Source organism: Christensenella massiliensis (assembly GCF_040409835.1).
In the GTDB taxonomy this organism is placed as follows: Bacteria; Bacillota; Clostridia; order Christensenellales; family Christensenellaceae; genus Christensenella; species Christensenella massiliensis.
In genome coordinates this window covers 1-19,951 of sequence record NZ_CP117826.1, presented here as the reverse complement: position 1 = coordinate 19,951, position 19,951 = coordinate 1, and the positions used below count along the sequence as shown (strand labels likewise).

General features: G+C 54.1%; 18 protein-coding genes and 2 pseudogenes. 1 reads left to right on the top strand and 19 read right to left on the bottom strand.

Translation table 11 applies throughout. From position 1 onward, the window contains the following. Positions 1–27: 27 nt before the first annotated feature. The 16 genes and pseudogenes from PUP29_RS00100 to PUP29_RS00025 all read right to left on the bottom strand — a co-directional run bounded on the left by PUP29_RS00100 (position 28) and on the right by PUP29_RS00025 (position 17,561). The gene (locus PUP29_RS00100; RefSeq protein ID WP_079545296.1) at positions 28–4,485 is read right to left on the bottom strand and encodes a VaFE repeat-containing surface-anchored protein; all 4,458 of its coding nucleotides are present in this window, start codon (positions 4,483–4,485) and stop codon (positions 28–30) included. A gap of 88 nt (positions 4,486–4,573) precedes the next feature. After that, entirely contained in the window at positions 4,574–5,164 is a 591-nt protein-coding gene (locus PUP29_RS00095; RefSeq protein WP_079545297.1) for a hypothetical protein, read from the bottom strand. Between the two features lie 92 nt (positions 5,165–5,256). Continuing rightward, the gene (locus PUP29_RS00090) at positions 5,257–6,264 is read right to left on the bottom strand and encodes a hypothetical protein (protein WP_434542794.1); all 1,008 of its coding nucleotides are present in this window, start codon (positions 6,262–6,264) and stop codon (positions 5,257–5,259) included. A gap of 128 nt (positions 6,265–6,392) precedes the next feature. Continuing rightward, positions 6,393–6,749 (bottom strand): cysteine-rich VLP protein, encoded by a 357-nt coding sequence (locus tag PUP29_RS00085; protein WP_079545299.1) that lies wholly within the window; start codon positions 6,747–6,749, stop codon positions 6,393–6,395. Continuing rightward, positions 6,742–6,897, bottom strand: coding sequence for a hypothetical protein (locus PUP29_RS00080; RefSeq protein WP_353423513.1), 156 nt, complete (start codon positions 6,895–6,897; stop codon positions 6,742–6,744). The genes PUP29_RS00085 and PUP29_RS00080 overlap by 8 nt, the downstream gene beginning before the upstream one ends. After that, positions 6,894–7,619: a CD1107 family mobile element protein gene (locus PUP29_RS00075; RefSeq protein WP_079545301.1), complete on the bottom strand. Its 726-nt coding sequence runs from the start codon at positions 7,617–7,619 to the stop codon at positions 6,894–6,896. Before PUP29_RS00075 ends, PUP29_RS00080 begins: the two co-directional genes overlap by 4 nt. Next, on the bottom strand, positions 7,616–7,858 hold the full coding sequence (locus PUP29_RS00070) for a DUF4315 family protein (RefSeq protein WP_079545302.1): 243 nt from the start codon (positions 7,856–7,858) through the stop codon (positions 7,616–7,618). Before PUP29_RS00070 ends, PUP29_RS00075 begins: the two co-directional genes overlap by 4 nt. A 14-nt stretch (positions 7,859–7,872) precedes the next feature. Beyond that, entirely contained in the window at positions 7,873–10,155 is a 2,283-nt protein-coding gene (locus PUP29_RS00065; RefSeq protein WP_079545304.1) for a CD1108 family mobile element protein, read from the bottom strand. 120 nt (positions 10,156–10,275) lie between these two features. Then, positions 10,276–11,031 (bottom strand): hypothetical protein, encoded by a 756-nt coding sequence (locus tag PUP29_RS00060; protein WP_079545306.1) that lies wholly within the window; start codon positions 11,029–11,031, stop codon positions 10,276–10,278. Positions 11,032–11,086: 55 nt separating this feature from the next. Next, positions 11,087–13,441 (bottom strand): VirB4-like conjugal transfer ATPase, CD1110 family, encoded by a 2,355-nt coding sequence (locus tag PUP29_RS00055; RefSeq protein ID WP_434542793.1) that lies wholly within the window; start codon positions 13,439–13,441, stop codon positions 11,087–11,089. Continuing rightward, positions 13,386–13,784 (bottom strand): PrgI family protein, encoded by a 399-nt coding sequence (locus tag PUP29_RS00050; protein WP_079545310.1) that lies wholly within the window; start codon positions 13,782–13,784, stop codon positions 13,386–13,388. The genes PUP29_RS00055 and PUP29_RS00050 overlap by 56 nt, the downstream gene beginning before the upstream one ends. A gap of 88 nt (positions 13,785–13,872) precedes the next feature. After that, positions 13,873–14,256, bottom strand: a pseudogene (locus tag PUP29_RS00045) (DUF7007 domain-containing protein); the annotation flags it as partial. A 13-nt stretch (positions 14,257–14,269) separates the two neighbouring features. After that, positions 14,270–14,863, bottom strand: a complete 594-nt coding sequence (locus PUP29_RS12735) for a septation protein SpoVG family protein (protein ID WP_079545313.1) — start codon at positions 14,861–14,863, stop codon at positions 14,270–14,272. 22 nt (positions 14,864–14,885) lie between these two features. Next, the gene (locus PUP29_RS00035; protein WP_353424081.1) at positions 14,886–15,752 is read right to left on the bottom strand and encodes a VirB6/TrbL-like conjugal transfer protein, CD1112 family; all 867 of its coding nucleotides are present in this window, start codon (positions 15,750–15,752) and stop codon (positions 14,886–14,888) included. A gap of 12 nt (positions 15,753–15,764) precedes the next feature. Further along, a pseudogene (locus PUP29_RS00030) lies at positions 15,765–15,857 on the bottom strand (Maff2 family mobile element protein); the annotation flags it as partial. A gap of 87 nt (positions 15,858–15,944) precedes the next feature. Further along, positions 15,945–17,561, bottom strand: a complete 1,617-nt coding sequence (locus PUP29_RS00025; protein ID WP_002596236.1) for a recombinase family protein — start codon at positions 17,559–17,561, stop codon at positions 15,945–15,947. Between the two features lie 225 nt (positions 17,562–17,786). On the opposite strand from PUP29_RS00025, the gene PUP29_RS00020 reads away from it, so the two are divergent. After that, complete coding sequence (locus PUP29_RS00020) at positions 17,787–17,987, top strand: hypothetical protein (protein WP_002596235.1); 201 nt, start codon at positions 17,787–17,789, stop codon at positions 17,985–17,987. A 64-nt stretch (positions 17,988–18,051) separates the two neighbouring features. Here PUP29_RS00020 and PUP29_RS00015 read toward each other — a convergent pair whose 3' ends face one another. The 3 genes from PUP29_RS00015 to PUP29_RS00005 are packed head-to-tail and all read right to left on the bottom strand — an operon-like array spanning position 18,052 to position 19,894. Further along, positions 18,052–18,246 (bottom strand): transposon-encoded TnpW family protein, encoded by a 195-nt coding sequence (locus PUP29_RS00015; protein ID WP_002596234.1) that lies wholly within the window; start codon positions 18,244–18,246, stop codon positions 18,052–18,054. 14 nt (positions 18,247–18,260) lie between these two features. After that, complete coding sequence (locus PUP29_RS00010) at positions 18,261–19,103, bottom strand: ATP-binding protein (RefSeq protein WP_002596233.1); 843 nt, start codon at positions 19,101–19,103, stop codon at positions 18,261–18,263. Continuing rightward, the gene (locus tag PUP29_RS00005; protein ID WP_006356266.1) at positions 19,100–19,894 is read right to left on the bottom strand and encodes a replication initiator protein A; all 795 of its coding nucleotides are present in this window, start codon (positions 19,892–19,894) and stop codon (positions 19,100–19,102) included. The genes PUP29_RS00010 and PUP29_RS00005 overlap by 4 nt, the downstream gene beginning before the upstream one ends. Positions 19,895–19,951: the final 57 nt, after the last annotated feature.

Here is a 19,951-nt window from a genome sequence, read left to right as displayed (position 1 = left end):
GCCCTCAAATTTTCCGAAATGGTTCATCTACTGTTCCTTGCGCTTCTGTTTGCGGAGATACCACACAAGCAAGACAGCCCCGGCGGCCGCTCCACTCATCACGGCAAGCATCCAAAACGGCAGGCCGCTGCGCCCGGTCTGCGCGCCCTTGCCGCTTTGCGGTTCCTCCGGCGGTGGTTCCACGCCTATACTTACCATCTGTGCCTCATCGTCTATGTCCGCGTGTTCGGCCAGCTTCGTCCCGCTTTCGTTATGCGTGAGCGTTTCAAATACCACGAGTTCTTTGCCCTGCAAACTCCGCGAATCAAAAACAAATTCCACTGCGGCGCTGCCGCTTTCGCTTTCCGGTGTAAACACCGTGGAAACCGTCAGTTCCTTTCCATTTATGGAAACAGGATTTCCCGTTTCCCGGTCGATTAATGTGCCCGTCAAAAGATATTCTTGTCCGGGGGAAAGGTTTTCATAGGTAACGGTATCAACGGCCTTTGCGGTCTCGGAAACGGCGACGGTCTTTGTCCCGTCCTCCGCAGCCGCGCTTGTCCCGATCATGGGCGTTAAAAATCCCACAGTCTGTCCTTCGTCGGAAATATCCCTGTGTTCCGCAATAAACAGTCCGTCAAAATACAGTTCCTCAAACACCACGGCCTGTTTTCCCGCGAGGGTGAGGGAGTCTAATGTAAACTCCATCGTCACGCTGCCGTCCGCTTCCTCTGGGGTAAACTCCTGTTCCACGCGAATTTCTTCGCCATTTACGGTAAGCGGCGCGTTTTTCTCCCTGTCCATGAGTACGCCTTGCAGGGTGTAGGTCTTTCCGGGAATTAGCCCCGCGTATTCCACCACATCATAGATCACGGTTTTAGGGTGAACGGTAAGCTGTTTTGCTTCATTTTCTCCCGTCGCCGTTGTACGAATCTCCGGGTTTTGGAACGTTACGGTCTGGCCCTCGTCGGAAATGTCCTTGTGTTCCGCAAGGAGCGTCCCGTCCGCGCCGTAAAGTTCCTCGAACACAACGACGCTTTTTCCGGCAAGCAGGGTGGAATCAAAGACAAACTCTACCGTAACGCTCCCGTTGTCGGACAGGGCGCGGAACGGCGTTTGTGCCGTGATCCCCGTTGCATCTCCCGTTCCGGCGTCCATAAGCGTCCCTTTTGCAAGATATTCCCGCCCCGGTGTGAGGCCGGAATAATACACCGTATCGAGGAGCACCGTTTCTTCGGAGACATACGCGCTGCCCAAATCCGTCGCCTTGTCGCGGGCTGTTGTGAATATCTCCGGCATTTGCACATAGTCGTTGGTGAGCGTCCCTAAGTCCACCGTGGTATTGTGGCGGTAGACGGACACGTCAAAGGACAAAAGCTCCCTGTCCGCGTTTGCCTCGCAGGGCAACTCTGTGAGCCGGTAATCGTCATACAGCAAAGCCCCTAATGAATCATCCAGCGCGTCCATGCTGCCAAACCAAATCCCGTCCCTGTCAGTTTCGCCCCGGTTAGTATTCTGACTGTGTGGGTTCCATGACGAGGCCGTGTTAAACTCGCCGTTTTTGTCTGTAACGGCGATATGGGCCTCGCCGGTCGTGAGGGAGCGTATCTCAAACGGGATTCCGGCCATGCGGCGCCCGTCGCTGTCCGAAATTTTCACGCCACGGAGATCGCCGCGAATGGGGTTATTTTTGAGCGCCGTGGCCGCAGTATCGAGCCTCACCATTTCGCCGTGCTTTCGTATGGTAAAGGTGCGCGTCAAAACGCCCGTTGCAAGATAGCCTTCCGAAACGACGGTTTCCCGCACCTCATAAGTGGAATACGGCAGGTAATATGCGTCCGGCGTGGAGCCGCGCCCCTCTCTGTCCAGCGTCATGGTATAGACCACCTCGCCCGGCGCATATTCCTTGCCGCCTACCAATACCGGATTTTCGCCAATATTGGCGATCTCCACTGTTACATCGAGGGAACCGCCGCCCTGCGCTTTGTTTTCGCCGAGCTCCGCGTCCCATTTTTCCACATACACGCCGCCGCGTATCACATCGTTTTTGATCGCGCCCGCATCCGTTTTAAGGTCAACTATTTTTCCATTTTCCGTGATACTGAACGCTTGGCGCAGCTTACCTGTATTCAAATATCCCTGCGGCTGGCCGCCGGGGCGCTCCACAAGTTCGTAATCCCCAAATGGGAGTAAGTCGGCGGACGTGCTGGCAGCGCCGGTTTTCGCGTCTGTCGTCAGGGTATATACGATTTTTCCGGGCGCGTAGGAAACGCCGTTCACTATAACGCTGCTTTCGCTCCGGTTATATATATCCAGCGTTGCGGCAAGGTCGGCGTCGCCCTGCGGCTGCGCCGGGCGGTCAAACTCCGCGTCCCGTTTCTGCACGGATATGCCGCCGCGTATCACTTCCTCCGGCACGATGGGAATCGCATATGTGCTGACCGCTTCCATTTCGCCGTCCGCCGTAACCTGCCGGATGAATACAGTGTCGTTTTTCAAATATCCCTCCGGGCTTTTGGATTCCCGAATCTCCACTGTTCCGAGGGGAATCGTGGGCGTCGTGCCGTTGCTCGCATAATACAGGGGATCGCTGCCCGGCACAAGGCTTTGCGGGAGCAGGGCTGCGTAACCGTCCCTGTCCGTTTCCACAATCCATGTGCGCTCCGGGGTTTTGCCTTTGAGTTCGTCCGCGCCCTGGTACAATCCTTGGTAATACCGGATCGTAAACTGCGCGCCGCCCAAATCCGCGTTGCCCTGCGGAGTATTTGACGCGGTATTGCCGTCCTGTTTTTTGAGCAGGATCGTGACCGGATCGCCCTGCGGGTGGTTTGTAACCGTTACCGCCGCCGTCTGGCCGGAAACGATCTCAAACGGGATTTTTTCCGTATGCTTCGCGTAGCCTTTGGGCGCGGTTTCTTCCAACAGGTACAGGCCGCTTTGTCCCGCCGCGATCCCATCCAGCCGCCCTTTGCCGCTTTCGTCCGTGGTAATGCCGCCGAGTCTTTCGCCATTCCCGGTATATATGCCGAACACCGCGCCCGCGAGGGAATAACAGGGATTGCCGTCTGTTTTGGCGGGATCGCCGGAAACTTTCTGTATTTCTACGCTTCCCGTGGGGGTGTACTCCCACGACATCAGGGATTGGTTCGTCTGGCTTCCGACATTATACAGGAACACCTCGAAGCCTTCCGGGGGCATGGCCTGCGCGTCTACTGCCGCGACGACCTGCCTTAAATGCTGTTTGACCTGCGCGGACAGCCCCTTAAAAGCATCCTCGTTATCCAGCCACATATATGCCGCAGCCGCGTGACACAGGCCATAGGCTTCCATCGAATCGGGTTCGCCGAACAGGTTATGTTTCACGCTGTCATATCCCGGCCCGCCGTACAGGTAATATGCGGCCTTGATTAGGTCGTCGTACCCCGTACCGCGCGTGAGCCATCCGCTTACGTCATATGTTCCCGCGTTGAGCCCGCTTACCGTGGGATCGAGGCAGAACGCCGTGTTGCCGTTGGCCGTATAGTACGACGTATAATATCCGTAATATATCTGCTCCGCACTTCGCGTATGGACGACCTGCGCGGTATTTCCTTTTGCCGCGCGCATGGCGCGTATTGCCGTGATATATGCCGTAACGGAAATATCTCCGCCGAGCGCGGGTGCGGAAAGATGCAATACGCCGCTCCCGGCTTGATACGACGCTTCATCGAGATCAACGCCGCTTTGCGATACGGTAACGCTGCCAGCGTCTGCAAGCGGTATGCTGATCCCGTCCGCGTTGGAGGAGATATTTAGCTTTTTTGTTTCCGTGGAAAATACGCCGTTTCGGTACACGCTCATTGTCACCCTGACCGGAAGTTCCACAACTTCGGACTGCGGGCAATACCATTCCACCTCGATCCCATGTCCCATATATTCCTGCGGCAGCGTTACGATCCCCGTTTCCGCGTCATACGACGCAAGGGCGGTAATATCTGCCTCGCCGCAGAGAACGCGGAAATGCAGGGCGTCCGTATAGACGGGTACTCTGCCCGGATAATGGTTGGCGGGTATGGCAAGCCCTGCGCCCGAAGATTGCGCGAGGGTGTAATATGTGTGGGTGGACGTAACCGCGTGATCCGCAATACTGCCCGCGCTGTTTTGAGTATCGCTATAGTAATGGTATATGACCTGTACCAAAGGACGCTCCACGGTCTTAACAGGTTTGGCTTCCACGGCTGGAATCACTGCGGCTTGTGGTTCTGCGGCTTCGAGCCAAGTTGGCCCGAAGACCTCCGGTGTTGGTTCCGCCGTGGGTACTGGCTCTGCCGCAGGGGCGGGCGTTGGTTCCGGCATTTCCTGTATATCCTGCTCCGGCGGCAGGGATGCGGACGGCGCGGGAACCGCCGCTTCTTCCGGGTTTGCCTGCGCCTGCGCGTCCGCCGCCATTACCGGGAATGGTAGTACGGAAACACACAGGATGACCGCCAGAAGCAGGCAGGTCATTGTTTTTAATCGCTTTTTCATAAAAATTCCTCCTCCTTGTGTTTTGGGAAACAGGGTACAAAAAAGAGACCTGCTTTTCAGCAAGTCCCTCATGTAGTACAGTATGGGGTTATTCGGTGCTCCAACCTCCGCCGCCGTCGTGCAGCGCATGGTATTTCATGTGTTCGTAAAGCTCGCTGTCCGGCACCATCTCGCCGCACACATTACATTTCGCGCCGGGCGGCGGCGTTGGCTGCGGAGTGGGAACGGGCGTTGGCTCCGGGGTTGGCGCAGACGTTGGAGCCGGAGTCTCTGCGGATGTAGGTGCGGAGACCTGTTCCTGTTCCTGCGCTGCTTCCTGTTTTGGCTGCACCAGCTCCGCGCTCGGTTCCTGCGGCACATGGCTTTCAGCGCGCGTTTCCGCATGGCCGGGACTTTCCTGCGCCTTGTTTTCGTTTTTATCCTGCGGCTGCCGCGTCCCGGACGGCTTTGACGTTTCCGTTGCTTTCGCTTCCTTTGCGGGAGCCCCGCTTTCAGCAGGCGAAACGGAGGGGAGCGCGGATGGCTTGACAGACGGCGGCGCGGCTGTTTCCATCGTTTGCACGCTTGCCGTTTCCTGCGCCTGCGGTTGCGCCGCGTCTGGCGCAAAGCACCCTGTAAAGAGCAGCGCACCGAGCAGGGCGGACGATGCGGCGGTTATGATGATCTTCTTTTGGTTCATAGATATATCTCTCCTTTTGCTTTTCCTAATACTATTATACCGCCCGCACACCCTGTAATCCATGTTGTCGCCGCCGATCCGATCTTGTCCCGCTACCGCTCTTGCTGCGGTTCCGGCGCGGTTTTCTGCGCATACGGCTGAAGCTCATACGGCTTGCGTCCGCTTTTGGGGCGGATACAATCGATACACCCTGCGGCGTAAATGGCGTTTTTTGTAAGCTGACGCTGCCACGCGTTCTGGCTGGGAGCCCATTTGAAACCGTTTTGTTTGAGTTCCTTGCGCTGCCCGTCTGTGGGTTTTTCGTCAAAGAACAGTTGCAACCGGTTTTCCTCTACGTTCGCCTCGGCCCGGCCTCCCTCGAAATCCCATCCGGTAAAGTCCGGCCTGCTTTGAAGCTCCTCGATTCGCTGACGCACCCGCCGCATATTCTGGTTATTGTTGGAAAGAAGATACGCCGGATATGGCACGGGTTCTTTCCTCCAGTCGTTTTCCATAGACGCTTTGAGGTTTTCTGTCTGCTCTGCGTCCAGATGGGGGCAGCCGTCCAGTGTCTTATGTTTGCGGTAATATGCGTTGACGGATTTCATCAATCGCTGCGTTTCTTCCATGCTGTCCAGCTTTTTTTGCAGCTTTTCCACGGCCTGCCTGTCGTCCGCGCTGATCCCGCCCATGCCGGTTGACCGTATCTTGTCTAAAATCCCTTGAATGTCCATATATTCGCCCATGTTTCTGTCGCGGGCGAGGTTTTGTTTTTCCTTTTGCCGCACGGGAAAATTCGAGCCGCCCGCAATCAGGATCGAGGGAACGCGCGCGTCTATGGCGCTGCGTTCATTGAAATTCTCCGCCAGCCTGCGCGCGTACCTGTCCAAAAGGCGGTCTATTTTTTCGTGATACATGGGATCGACGCGCTGCTTCTGCCGCTCCGCAAGGGCCGCCGCTTTCTCTATCATTGCCCGGTATTCCGCCGTTGCCGAACCCGGCGTATAGTCAGAAAAGCTGTTCGCCTGTTTTGCCCGGCGAGCCGCTTCCTCATCGATTGGATAATATTTCATTACCGTGTCCTCCATAAGTTTGGTATATGTCATATCACTTCGGGCCATTTTGGCCCGAAATACCCTGGTGTTGAAAAATATCTGCCTAAAATAGGGGCAGGCCATACCGTTATATTGCCTGCATCGTTTCGCGCCCTGAAACGTCCGTTGTTATGCGGTTTTTTCGTCGGTATTTTTCAACATTTATCCCGCATTTTCCGCATATATTCCCGTTGCCGCACCCTCTGCGCCATTTTGGCGCAGCGCACGCAGCAATACCTCCGCTTGCCATGCCCGGCAAACTCCTGTCCGCATACCGCGCAGCGGCGCAGGGACATATCCCCGCCGAGCAGGGCGGCCATGAGCGCGGGATCGAGCGGCAGAACGGCGCGTACAAAATACAGGCAGTACGAGCCCGTCCACCATTTATGGAACATATAACAGTTGGAGGCAAGCGGGATGCAGCCATCTTCCCGGTCATAGTTGGCGCACTCGCGCGCCACAAGCGCGCGGATCGCCGCCCGTTCCCAGCGTGTCAGTTCGCGGCTATCCATTGTCCGGCCTTTCGGCCCGCGCGGCAGGTTTTCGCCGCCTGTTCCTGCGGTCTGACGGCTGCTTTTTCTTTATATGTATCTGCGCGGAACGCGGGGGACGCGGTACCTGCTTCATCATTTTTTCATAGGGGCTGTCGGTGAAATTCATTCGTTTTCCTCCTCATCTTCGCCGTCCGTTTCGTCCTCATCCCACGGTGGGGCGTCGTCCGGTTCTTCGCCGTACTCCTCATAATCCTGCTCATATGGCTCCTGCTCCGGCAAGCTGTCCGCTTCGTATTCGTCCTGTGTTTCCGTCGCCTCCCTGCGTTTGCGGTACACCTTGAAATACCATGCGCCTATGCCAAAGGCTGCTGCGGCTGCAAGAACAACGATCAGGTTGACCGGGACGCCGCTTTGTTCCTCCGCAGCTTCCTGTTCCGCCTGCGGTTCCTGCGGGGCGGGGGGCTGCGTTTCCGCTTCCAACGCCGTGGCTTCTGTTTCCGCTATGCTTTCGCCTGACTTTTCCGCAAGCGCAAGCAGGTCTTTTTCCGTAACCGCGTCGAGGAAATATACATTCTCCGTTTGGCGGGAGCGGTCTATGACGAGGTAAAAAACATTGTTTTCCGGCGTTGTAATGGTGTAAAACTCGCGCCCGTCCTCCTCCGTCGCGGTCTCGATCACCGTTCCCGTCCCGACAGGGGGAGCCGCCATACCGCTTTCCGGTGTTTCCGCAGCTTCCGCGCTGTCAGGCGCGGCCGTGGGTTCCTCCGTGGTCGCGATGGCCGGGGTATGGGGCTCTTTCGGTTCTTCCACCGCAAACGCCACGGTGCATAGCAGACTCATAGATAAAGCAAAGGCGGCGCAAATGGCCGCCGCTCTGGATTTTTTCATTCCTCACTGTCCTCCTTTTTTTGTGCGGTCGTGTTCGGGCCAAATTGGCCCGAAGCTGCTTTCAGCATATCTGCAAGCTCGGTCAGGGAAATATCCATGCCGCGCACTGCGCTGATGATCTCGGTATTCTCAAGCTCGGTTTTCTGTTTTTCCAAATCCCGGAGCCGCGCCTGCAAAGCGCCGATCTTGTCCCTTGTTTTCTCCATTTCTTTCGTTACGCGCTGTATTTTGGGGTTCAATCCGTTTCCTCCTTTCAGTTCAGTCGTCCAAAGCTGTAAAAGTGTTTCTGCCAGTATGGCGTGCGGAATGATGAATACTGCACGGGTTTTCCCGCGTGGAGCATGGTATCTCCGCCCACATAAAACGCGACGTGCGTCACGGGGTTTGGGGTTGAGTATGTCCCGGTAAAGAAAATGAGGTCGCCGGGCTTCGCTTCGCTGGGCGGGACAGGTGTGCACATATTGTATAGTCCCTGCGCGTTGGTGCGTCCCATGCTTTTAACACCGCTATGGTTCAGCACATAGCACACGAAACCCGAACAGTCAAAGCTGTTTGGCCCGGAAGCGCCGAACACATACGGTTTTCCCAAATGCTTTTCTCCTTCCGCGATCAGCGCGGCATAGCTGCCATCGCCCATAGCCGTTCCCGGATCGCCGTAGGCAGGCCCCGTGCCGTAGTCGTTGGTGACAGCAAAAAACAGGGGGTTCAGGTATTGCCCGTCCTTGAGGATTTCAAGGTGCAGGCTTGGGCCTGTCCGGGCGACCTGATCCCCGGTCTTAACTTCCTGCCCCTCGCCCACAAACAGATGCGAACATCCGGCGTACTTGGAAGTAAGGGAACCGTCCTCGATCACAACGGCAAGCCCATAACCCGGCGTTTCTCCGGCAAACGTGACCGTGCCGTCCTGTCCGGCAAGAATATCTGTGCCCTGCGGCATGGAAATATCTATGCCTTTGTGGTAATCCTTTGCGCCGTCCATAACGCGGCAGCCGTAATATGCCGTTACATACGGAAGCCAGTTTTTCTCTCCAAACGGGCTGTGCAGGTACTGGCGGCTGCCTTTGGTAGCCATCAGCACGTTATACCGCCCGCGCTGCTCCTCGTCCATACGGAAATATATCCCGCCGGTAAAGGAACGCGCGGTGAGCGTTACCTCCAATATGCGGTATTCGCGCGTTTCCGTTATGGTAAGGGTATTGCTGTTTCCTTCGGACAGGTACATGGCATGGGATTGCCGTCCCCATGCAAGCGCCTGCGCGTGGGTGTTGAAATATATGTCGATGTCCGAATTGTTGGCGTTCAGGTTTCCCGTATCTTCCACGGTGTACCTTGTGCCGTTGATGATGACATGTGTTCCCATCGGCACGATGGGGTTCTTCGCGTCCACGGCTATCGTGTGTCCCGCCGTTGGCATTGCGCCGCTCGCCGTCGGGCCTCCGGCCCATTTGCCGTTGCATACGGCGCAGTTGCAGTACGCGGTCGTCCGTACCTGTCCGATCAATTCTCCCGCCTGTACCGTGCGCGTTTCCGTCCGGGTTTCCACCGTTTCATTTGTTGTGAGGGTATATTGCTCCTCAAATATGCTGCGCAGCGCGTTCTCGACTTCCGCATAGGTAAAGTCCCCATACACGGCCGTTAAAAACGCCATGAGCTCATACGGGTTATGCCCGATGTCATCCACGTCATACCTGTATTCGTCATAACCGGGGTAGGCGTTTTCCATGTTTTGCAGGGTAAGCTGTAAATCTGTTTCCCACTCCGTATAGGCAAGTTCGGCCCTGTCGATCTCCGCGTCGGTGGCAAGGTAGGACGAGGCAACTGCCGCGCCGGACAGGCTGCTACCCAGCGTTGCCGCGCCGCCCATGCCGGATAAAAGCAGCCCGGCTATAAGGAGCAGGAGCGCGAGGATCAGGGTAAGGATCGGGTGCCTAACGACAAAGTTTGCCGTCTTTTCCGTCGTGACTGCCGTCTTTTGCGCTGTCCGAGCCGCTTGTGCTGCCTGACGGGCCTTTTTTTGCACGCGCCGTTTTTGTCGTTGCTTTTGCAAAAAGCGTTTGCCCTGCGCGGCGTTTCCGCCCGGTTGTGCCGTATCGCTTTTTCCCTGTATGCGCGCGCTTCGGGAAGAATGGGAGCGCAGGCGGTTTTTCAACAGCCGCGAGGTTTCGTTTGCGGCTCTTTCCCCGGCGATTCCTGTCCTGTGCGCGGCTTCCACGCCCACGTTTTCCCGTTCCGCTTCGCCGATCCGGCTGTGGAGCATAGATTTTACCCGCGCGCCCGCCATAGCTGCCGTGGACTTTGCCAGTCCTGCGCGTTTGGGCGGGCGGTTTTTTGTCCCGGCTTTCCTGTTCACCGCGCCTGCCTTTTTCGTATGCAGCGCGGAAGTATTGCTTTCCATACGCGCCTGATACCCGGACGAATCCGCGCCTTGATGCAGCCGTTCAGACGGCGGCTCCTGCGCGCTTTCCTGCCGGAATACCCGGTGCGGCTTTTTAGACTGCTTCGGGCCAACTTGGCCCGAAGTCCCATTTGAGGGCATAGAAAAAGCCAGTCGTTTAGGACTGGCTCTCTCGGGTTGATTTGAATCTGTATTTAATTGTTTTTGATTCACATATTACCTCCCGGAAAGTGAAAAACCTCCATAGTGGGCGGGTTACAACTAATGCTTGATAATCAGCACTTTAATATTCCCCATACTTTCAATATCTCTTCTAAATTCTTCTTCGTTTTGAATACAGCCTAAGTCATATACAATAAATAATTGTCTCTCATATTGCTTGCTGTACGCAGTTATATCAGCATTTATTTCTTCAATAATTTTTGATTTTTTCCCATCTCGCAACAATTTCACTTCAATACATAGTTTGAGTTTTGGAATAATGAAATCCGGTATGTATTCTTTACCCGAAAACTTGAATTTACCCGTTTCTCTGTCGTAATCCGTTCCTTTTCCCAATCCGCGGCCTAATAACAGCACTTCAATAACATCTTGAATCTCCATTTCCTTTTCAGGTTTGTTGTGAACAGCAGATCTAAGACGTGATCCAAAAAAGCTCTCCAGATTGTCAAATTCGTCATCAACGAAGTCCAAAGTTCCTTCCAAAGTAGCATGGAGCATTTTAGCAGCAATCAATACTTGCTCAAAGATTCTTTTCTGCTCTCCCCAAAGAGTATCCGTGTATCCTTTCATTTCATCTGTCTTAAAAGTGTAGAACATACTTGCTACTTTAGTCTTTTGGCGGACTTTTTCAGCAAAATCATTATACATGCAAGCCATATCTCTATAAGCGACATATCGAGAGTGCTCTGCCATTTCTTTATTATTAAGAACCTCTTGCATGGTATCAATAAATGCTCTGATCTGATTTAATAGGACTTTCAGTTCGCGTGTTTCATCCAAAGATTGCTTTCCCATAAATATCACCTCATTATAATAATATCATATCTTATTCCCAAAAAGGTAAAATGGTTTATTTTGCATTTGCTATATCATCCGGGCGCGTCGTGAGCAAATCGTAAATCTCCCCGTGCGGGAAGCGGTCAACAAACGGGATGGTGACGTCCCCAAAGAACAGCAGGCCCTCGCCGGACTGGCTGTGCGTGATGTAGGATAACTGGTACTCGGAGATATTAAGCTGTTTGGCAAGGATCGCCCGGTCGCCCTGTGCCTGTGCAAGCAGCACCATGAAATCCGTGTTTTCCAAAATGTTCTCGATCTCGCGGCTAGTAAACAGGTCTTTCACGTTCTGCGTGAGGGCTGACGGTACGCAGCCCTTTTTCCGCAGCATCTTCCAGATTCGTACAAAATACGAAGCGGAAAGACTGTCTTGCAGCAGAACGTGGAACTCGTCGAAATAACACCACGTTGCGATCCCCGCCGCAAAATTGGCGCTCGTCGCCGTCTGCACAAATTCGTTGGTGATGTGCATGGCGATCTTGCGCAGGCCCTCTCCCAGCTTTTTCAGGACGATGCACACCACGCGGTTATTCAGGTTGACGTTCGTATGGTGGTTGAACAGGTTGAGCGATCCCGTGCAGTAAAGCTCCAGCGCCGTTGCGATGCGCTTTGCCTCCGGCTCCGGCTGCTCTCCCAAAAGCCGGTACAGGTCTTGGAGCAGGGGCATTTCCGTTGTTTCCGGGCGCAGCACCACATCCCGGTAAACAGTGCGCACACAACGGTCAATGACCGTTTTTTCAATGGGCTGCAAGCCGTCCCGCCCGCCGACGATAAGCTCGCACAGGGATAACAAAAAGTCCGCTTTCAGCGAAAGCGGGCTTTCCTCGTCCGTAAGATTCATTTGCATGTCCATTGGGTTGATATAATGCGTACTGTCCGGGGCAAGCTCTATGACCTGTCCGCCCAGCCGCCGTATCAGCGGCGCGTATTCACCCATTGGATCGACCACAATGATCCTGTCCTTTGTGGCAAGAAATACGTTGATGAGCTCGCGCTTCGCGGCAAAGCTCTTGCCGCTCCCCGTGGAACCGAGATACAGGCCGTTTGCGGATTTCAGTTTTTTCCTGTCCGCCATGATAATATTGTGGGAAAGCGCGTTCATGCCATAGTAGACGGACGGGCCGCCCATGCGGAGCTCTTGCGTGAGAAAAGGAACGAAAATCCCCGTGCTGCTCGTCGTCATGCCGCGCTCGATCTCGATCCCGTTCCAGCCGAGGGGCAGACTGCTCATAAAGCCCTGCTCCTGTTGATAATCCAGCCGCTTCAAAAAGCAGTTATATTTCTGCGTAACGCCGGACAGCGTAAAAATATCGTTCTCAAGCTGCTGCCGTGTGGGTGCGGTGTTCACCACAAGGAACGTGAGCAAAAACATCCGCTCGTTGCGGCTTTGCAGGTCTGTCAAAAGCTCCGCCGCGTCCTTTGAAAACAGCACAAGGTCAGGCGGCAGGATGTCCATATCGTAGCCGGAACGCGCCGCTTTTTTCTGCTCGTCCATTTTCATGCGGGCAATATCCGTCAGCTTCCTTTTAACCATTTTGATCGCCTTTGACTGGTCTATCGCGCGGACATGCAGGGTAACGGACATTTCCGCGTCGGTCTCCAGCATCTCCGTGAGCAGCTTGTCCGAAAGCTCGGAAGCCATGATCTGCATATATGAGGCTGCGCCCCATGCCGCGCCCACGCGGAACGTCCGGCCCTGCCGGAAATCCATGGAAGTGGGAGCGATAAAGTCTTTGGTGTTCATGCCTGTTTGCGGGATCATGTCCCACGAAAACAGGAACGGCTCGCGTTCGCCCGGATGAAGCTGCCCGTGCAGCGCGGCGAGGCGTTCCCGTCCGGTAAGCGGGCGGCATTTCACGCCCAAACGCTTGAAGTTCCCCATAATATCCGCTTCCACACGGTCAAGCCGCGTCCGCGCCGTTTTCAGGCTGTCCGCGTGGATACCAAAGGTAACATACTTTGAACGCATAATGCCGTTATTGCTTTTTGCCGCCTGCGTTTTCAGCATTTCCACGAACTCATCCCGGATCGCGTCGCTGCCGTCCCTCTGCATGGGGACATTGACAATTCGCCTTTCCTCCGGGCGGGAGCGGCGGTTAATAAAGGACATCTGGAACGGCAGGGAGCTGTCAAAATAATTAAGGAACGCGCAATATCCGTCAAAAATGGCGGCTTGGTCGTCCCGCGACGCTACCGAATAATTGATGTCCTCATACGCTATGCTTTTCGTGTAATAATCTCCATCCACTCGGCAAACGCCGTCCCGCAGCATTTCGCGGTACGGTATGCTCTCCTGCGCGGATAAGGCGCGCTTATCCCTTTTTACGGCAGGGCGCTTGTTTCCTGTGGACGTGCTTTTTTGTGCCAATCTCTTTTTCCTCCTTTATGTTTTCACTGAAATATGCGTAAAAGTTCTGCGTCCTGTATGGCCGTATGCCCGGACGCAGGAATTTTACGCAGAGTATATTCCGCAAGACCTTTTCAAAAGGCAGGCCGTCCCGCTCGTACATGGCGAACAGAAAACACGGCAGCATTAGGGCGATCATAAGGAACATTGCCCCGGTGTTGCCGATAGCTGCGCGGCTGCATAGGTAAACGGGAATCCCAACAGCCGCCGCGCTTCCAAAACAGATAAGCTGGCGCTTCGTCAAGCCCATGACCAGCTTGTTTTTTACTTTAGATAAATCGTTTGGTACGTTTACATACGCCAATCCGAAAACCTCCTTGCTTAACTCGATCCAAAATATGTTGGGAGCGTACTTCCTTCCTCTTCGGGCCATGTTGGCCCGAAGTATGCGGCTATCTTTCATACTGTGTCATCCTAATGTCTGCTTTTTCCTGTCCGGCCCGTCGTGCCCGCCAGTAATCCGGGCAGTATTGCCGCAAAGTTGCGTTAATGCTTTCTTCAAAGCCAGCTTTGTCTTTGATACGGTCTGGGATTTGCCATAACTTTTTATCCAGCAATTCACGCAGCACGATATTTTCATCCGCATCTTCTTCAAAACACAAATACCCGTGGTGCCGGAACCCGTACCTGCGGGCGGCGGGAGAAAGCGCGGTCTGCATATCCTTTGCGACCATTGTCCCGCCGTGGCTTGCGGTAGATACCATGAACACCCCCGGACAGAGCGCGTCGCAAGCCTGCACCGAGCCCCACGGGGATTGTTCTGGAATTTCAAACATTCGTTATCCTCCTTTAACGTTCCGCCGTTTTTTCCTTTGCCGAAGCAGGGTGGGACGCGTTGTGTTCCGCCGCCTGTTTCCCGGCTTTTTCCATCTGATCCGCCATGCGCGGCTTATCTTTCAGCGCCGCCGCTCTGGCCTGCACGCGTTCCACCGATGCGTGGTATTCCTCGATCACTGCCGCGTTAAACTCCTCCCGGATATCCTTATCCACATAAGCCATGCTGCGGTAGCCGCCTTTGCCGTCCGGCCTGCTCGGCATCCCGACGAACAACTCGCCGTCTTTGTTTTCTACGATCTTGAAATCGTTTATGGTGATACCGCCGACTGTGATCCGCGCGAATCCGTACAGGTTGCCCTGCGGCTCTACCGGACGCACGGTGATCTCCATTTTCGGCGGCGTGGCTTTTACCATTTCCATGACGCGCAGCTTCGCCGCTTCGTCCACACTCACCCCGGCGTATTCCGCAAGTTCCGAAATCGGGGCGTCGAAAAGATAATGCCGTTCCTCTGCAAGTTCCTGATCCGTCTTTTGGGCAGGTTGCGATGTTTCTTCTTGCGCCTGTTTCTGTTCCATCTCCTGATTTTCCATTGCCTTTTTTGCCATGATTTTTTCCTCCGAAATATTTTTAATGTGCTCCAAAAATAGATTTTGCGAGCGTTCCCGTCTTAAACAGCGCGAAGCATAAAAGGATGGTGTACCCCAAAACGCCCCATATCGCGTCAAAGGCGTTATCGCTCACCGCGATGTTTTTGACGAGTACCGCGTAAATCCCAATACATACCATTATGAGAAAGCCCTGAAAAGCGATTGCCGCAAGCGAACGAAAATAGTTCTGCCCGGCCTGCGATGTCTCCCGGTTGGCGACCGTGGCCGCCGGAATGGGCGCAAGGCTCGTGAGCAGATATATTTCTATCATCCGGCCATAGGCAATGATAAAGATCACTATGTTCAGTATCGGTACCACCAGCTTCACAAAAAGCGACTGGAACCACAGTCCGATGAGCGGGCCAATATCCATTGCCTGTAATTTTTCCTCTACATCGAGGATAATATCCGGCGTTATTGCCGTGGAACTGTCGATGACATCAGCCGCTCCCGCTACCGCGTTTTGCGATACGTCAAAGATTGCCATAATAATGTTGAATGTGTTTGACAGGATCATCACCGCGACAAACGTCTTGAATATCCACTTGAAAAACATCCATGTGTCGAGGTCGTGCAGATTGTTCTTTTCAACGATCATTTGTATGAGCTCGTAACACACGATCCCTGTCAATATCACTCCGGCAATGGGAAGTATCACTGTTTCGGATAGCTGCCGTATCAGCGAGAAAATATCCGCGTCCCATGCGGCGGGAGAAGTCCCCGCCAGCACGGCCACTTCTCCGATCTGGTTGTTCACGTCGGAGAACAGCGTTTCCATGTTCCACATGATACCGTCGATCAGCACGCCTTTCAGCCATTCGCCGATCCACTCGAAAATGACCATAATTGCTGCCTCCCGCTAAAACAGCCCGGACAGCAGCGGAACCAATGTCGCGCCAAGCAAAATAACGCCGCCTCCGGCCATAAGCTGTTTTACGCCCTGCGATTTTGCTTATGTGTGATAAAGAAGCAATAGAAGTGCAAAAAATTTTGCCGTTCCTATCCGACACTTGGCCATTGTGTCGGATAGGTCGGGCGGTTATTCGGGCAAGTCAATCTTGCCGACAAAGCTGTAATAAATCTCAATGTCCTGCCTGCGGGTGCCGTTCTCATCATAGCTGCACTCATGCACCACAATTTTCTCGATCATTTCCCGCAAGAGAGTGGGGGTCAGTTCTTCAAAGGCAAGGTGCTTGCGGACAATGCCCATAAATTTCTCGGCGTTGACGGTAGCTGCCTGTGACTTGTCCAGTTCGGCTTGCAGGGCGGCGGCTCTCTTTTTCAGCTCCGCTTGCTCGGCTTCGTAGTCAGCCGACAGTTCCATGAAACGCTCATCGCTGATTTTGCCGTTTACATTGTCCTCATACAGCCGCTTGATAATGCGGCTGATTTCAGAAATGCGTTCCTGCGCCTGTTCAAGCTGCTTGATGGCTGCGGCGGTCTTTCGCTTGCCGCCGATCTCGTTCTGCTGGACAAGTAGTTTCACAAACCGGCTCTCATGCTTGGCTGCGTATTCGGTCACTTGCCGGAGATTTGCCAGGACACCAGCGGTCAACAGATCGGTGCGGATAAAGTGCGCCGTACAGTTGCGGGTGCGCTTCTTGTAGCTGCCGCAGATGTAGCAGTCCTGTTTGCGGTCTTTGTTCTGATACCGCTGCTGATACAGCACATGGCCGCAGTCGGCGCAGAACAAAATCCCGGAGAACAGCCCCACTTCATCGTAGCGGTTCGGGCGTTTGCGCTGTTTGCGTAACTCCTGCACCCGTTCCCATGTTTCCTTGTCGATGATCGGCTCATGGTGGTTCTCGAAAATGGCCTGCTTCTCGACGGGGTTCTCTATGCTGTGCTTGACCTTATAAGAAGGCTTTTCCGTTTTGAAGTTCACCAGACATCCGGTGTACTCTCGGTTTTCGAGGATATGAACGACGGTGTTGGTCGCCCATTTGCACTCATAGCCTGGGTGATAACGGCGGGTGCTGCCTGTCCGCTGATATTCCAGCGTCCCCGGCGTGGGGATTTGCTGCTCCGTCAGCATACGGGCAATCTTGGTCGGGCCGTTCCCGGCAAGGCAAAGCTGGTAAATCTGCTGCACCACCGGGGCGGCTTCCTCGTCTATAATAAAATTCTCGTCCTCGTCCATCACATAGCCGTAAACCGGCTTGCTGGTAACAGGCTTGCCGCTCATGCCTTTTGACTTTTTCACTGCCTTGATTTTCTTGCTCGTATCTCTCACCAGCCATTCATTGAACAGATTTCGCAGCGGGGTAAAATCGTTGTCCATGCCCTCGCTGGCACTGTCCACATTATCGTTGACAGCGATAAAACGCACACCCTTTTGAGGGAACAGCATTTCCGTGTAAAACCCTACCTGCAAGTAGTTTCGCCCTAACCGGCTCATGTCCTTGACGATGACCGTACCCACTTTCCCGGCTTCAATGTCCGCAAGCATGGCTTGAAATCCGGGCCGCTGGAAGTTCGCGCCGGAAAAACCGTCGTCGGTGTACCAGCGCAGATTGGTAAAGCCGTTCTGTTTTGCGTAGGTTTCGAGTATCCTTTTTTGGTTCGATATGGAATTACTCTCGCCTTGCAATTCATCCTCGTGGGACAATCTCGGATAAAGGGCGGTAATGAGGTTTTGGGTGGCTTGTCTTAACATAAAATCCTCCGTTTCCGACAGCCAGCCCCACTATTCCGTGGTTTCATTGTACCACGGAACGGCGGGGGCTGTACAGCGGCAAAAGCGTTAAATTTGCTTCTTTACAGCTTTTCAATTTTCCGATTTTTATGGTATGGGTTGTCGTCCCATATTTGCAGTAGAAAAGTTCATAACTCCGTGGTATACTCTGATTTAACAAAAAAATCAGAAGTTAAAGGAGAAAACATGAAGTATACAATAGATGAATTAACCGCGGCCAAAAGGCAAATTGATTCAACTCTGCACAAGCTAAGAGAAACAGTAAAAACATTTGAATCAAAGGATAATTCCGAGCGTTATAAATCACAAATCACATTGGCAAAGAGAAGAATAAAAGCCTTTGAAATTGCAAATTATTTTATAGAGAATGAGATTAAGAATTGCTAAAGCACTTCCGATTTTCGTTCCAGCGGTCATGCTCCCTGGCATGGCCGCTTTTCCATGCCCCGGTTCACGCCGGATAAGTCGGCTCCTGTGTAGCAGCGGCTTCCGCTTCCAGTACCCGCGCCATTTTGTCGGCGGCTGTGGTTGTGGTGTCTTTCTTGAAATAGCCGGACACGACAAGGACGGAATTGCCCATGCGGATTTCCGTCACACAGTCAGGGCGGCGGGTGGTGCGGGTGTCGTGCTGCTTGTTATCTGCCATAGGCAATACTCCTTTCAGTCGGTAATCAGTTTCTTCATGCTCTCCATTTTCCGCTTGGCGGTTTCCTGCCGGAAGTTGTCGCCGGTAAAGCGTACCGGGACGCACATGGAAAGCAGGCGGTCATAAATCCGGGAATGGGCGGTGTCCTCCGGGTTGTGCAGGTCGTCCAGCGTAAGGTTGGTCGTGACGATCAGCGGCTTGCCGCTGCGGTAACGGCTGTCAATCACATTGAACACCTGTTCCAGCCCGTATTCCGTCCCGCGTTCCATGCCGAAGTCGTCAAGGATCAGCAGCGGATAACGACAAAGGCGGGAAATGTACTCGTTGCGCCCCTCAAAGCTGGCGGCAAGGTCATTGAGGATAAGAGCAAAGTTCGTCATGCGGACGGGGATTTCTTTCTCCATGAGGGCGTTTGCGATACAGCCTGCAAGGTAGCTTTTGCCGGTGCCTACGCCGCCCCAGAACAGGCAGCCGATATTGTCTGTCCGCATATCTTCCCAATGCTCCACATACCGGCGGGCAAGCCCGGTCTGCGGGTTCCTGCCGTTGTCGTTCTCGAAAGTCCAGTCCCGCATGGTGGGGTCGGTAAAGCCCCGGCGTTTCAGTTCTTCCACGGTGTCAAGGTGTCTGCGCCGCTTTTCGGCGGCTTCCCGTTCCTCGCGGGCGGTTCTCTGGCAGTCGCACTCTGCCGGGTGGCGGTCGCGCCCGAAGATAGCGGCCTTATCCGGCGCAAAATAGGCTTCTTTCGGCTTGCGGCACTTGCCGCAGTACAGTAAACCGTCCTCGCCGGTGTAGTCCTCCGGCTCCGGGATGGTGGTCGTCATATTCTCCAAAACCGCGTTGATTTCATTCTTCATAAACTCTCGCCCTCCTTGCATGAGTAGTCTGGTATGCCCTTTTTAGGGGCTTCCTTTTTGTCGTTCCCCGCCCATATCCGCAGGGCGGCGGCATAGTTCTGGTAGCTTTTCCCGTTGGCGGCAAGGTAGCGGCTCATTTCCTCGATGAACCGTTCCAGCCTGTCAGGGTACTCTGCCTGCAACTCGTCGTATTCGGTCTGTGACAGAAAAATATTTCCATATCGGCCATAGGGCGCGGACGGCCCCCCACTCACTCCCTTTGTTTGGCTCTCTGTAAGGTTGTTTATAGTAGTTTGGTTAGGGGACGGTTTTCCGACCATCATAAGGTCGGTTTTCTGACCATCAGTAGGACGGTTTTCCGGCTCTATGAGGGGCGGACTTCCGGCCATCAGTTGGTCTGAAAACTGTACCTGTGGCACTGGCGGTACTTTGACATAAAGCCGGTTCGGTGCGGAGAAGCCGCCCCGTTCCCGTTCCAACAGCCCCGCCGTGTCCAGTTCATTAAGCGCCCCCTTGATGGTGGTGCTGCCTTTATCCAGTATTTCTGCTATCTCCGCGATGGGATAGATAATATAAATCCTGCCCTCGTCGTCCAGCCACTTGTTTTTCTGGGAGAGGGTGGAACGGTCTAACAGCAGCGAATACAGCAGCTTGGCGGTCTGTGAAATCTCCATTTTCAGCAGGAAACGGGGATACGGCAGATAGGCGGGCAGCCGCGTGTCTGCCCTGATATAATCAGCGATAGGATCACCTCCCTGTGTTCGGGTTGATTTTGGCGTATTGTCACGCATTAAAACGCCGTTTCCGGGGGAAAAGGATAAATGTATCGCGTACCCTTTGACACCCAC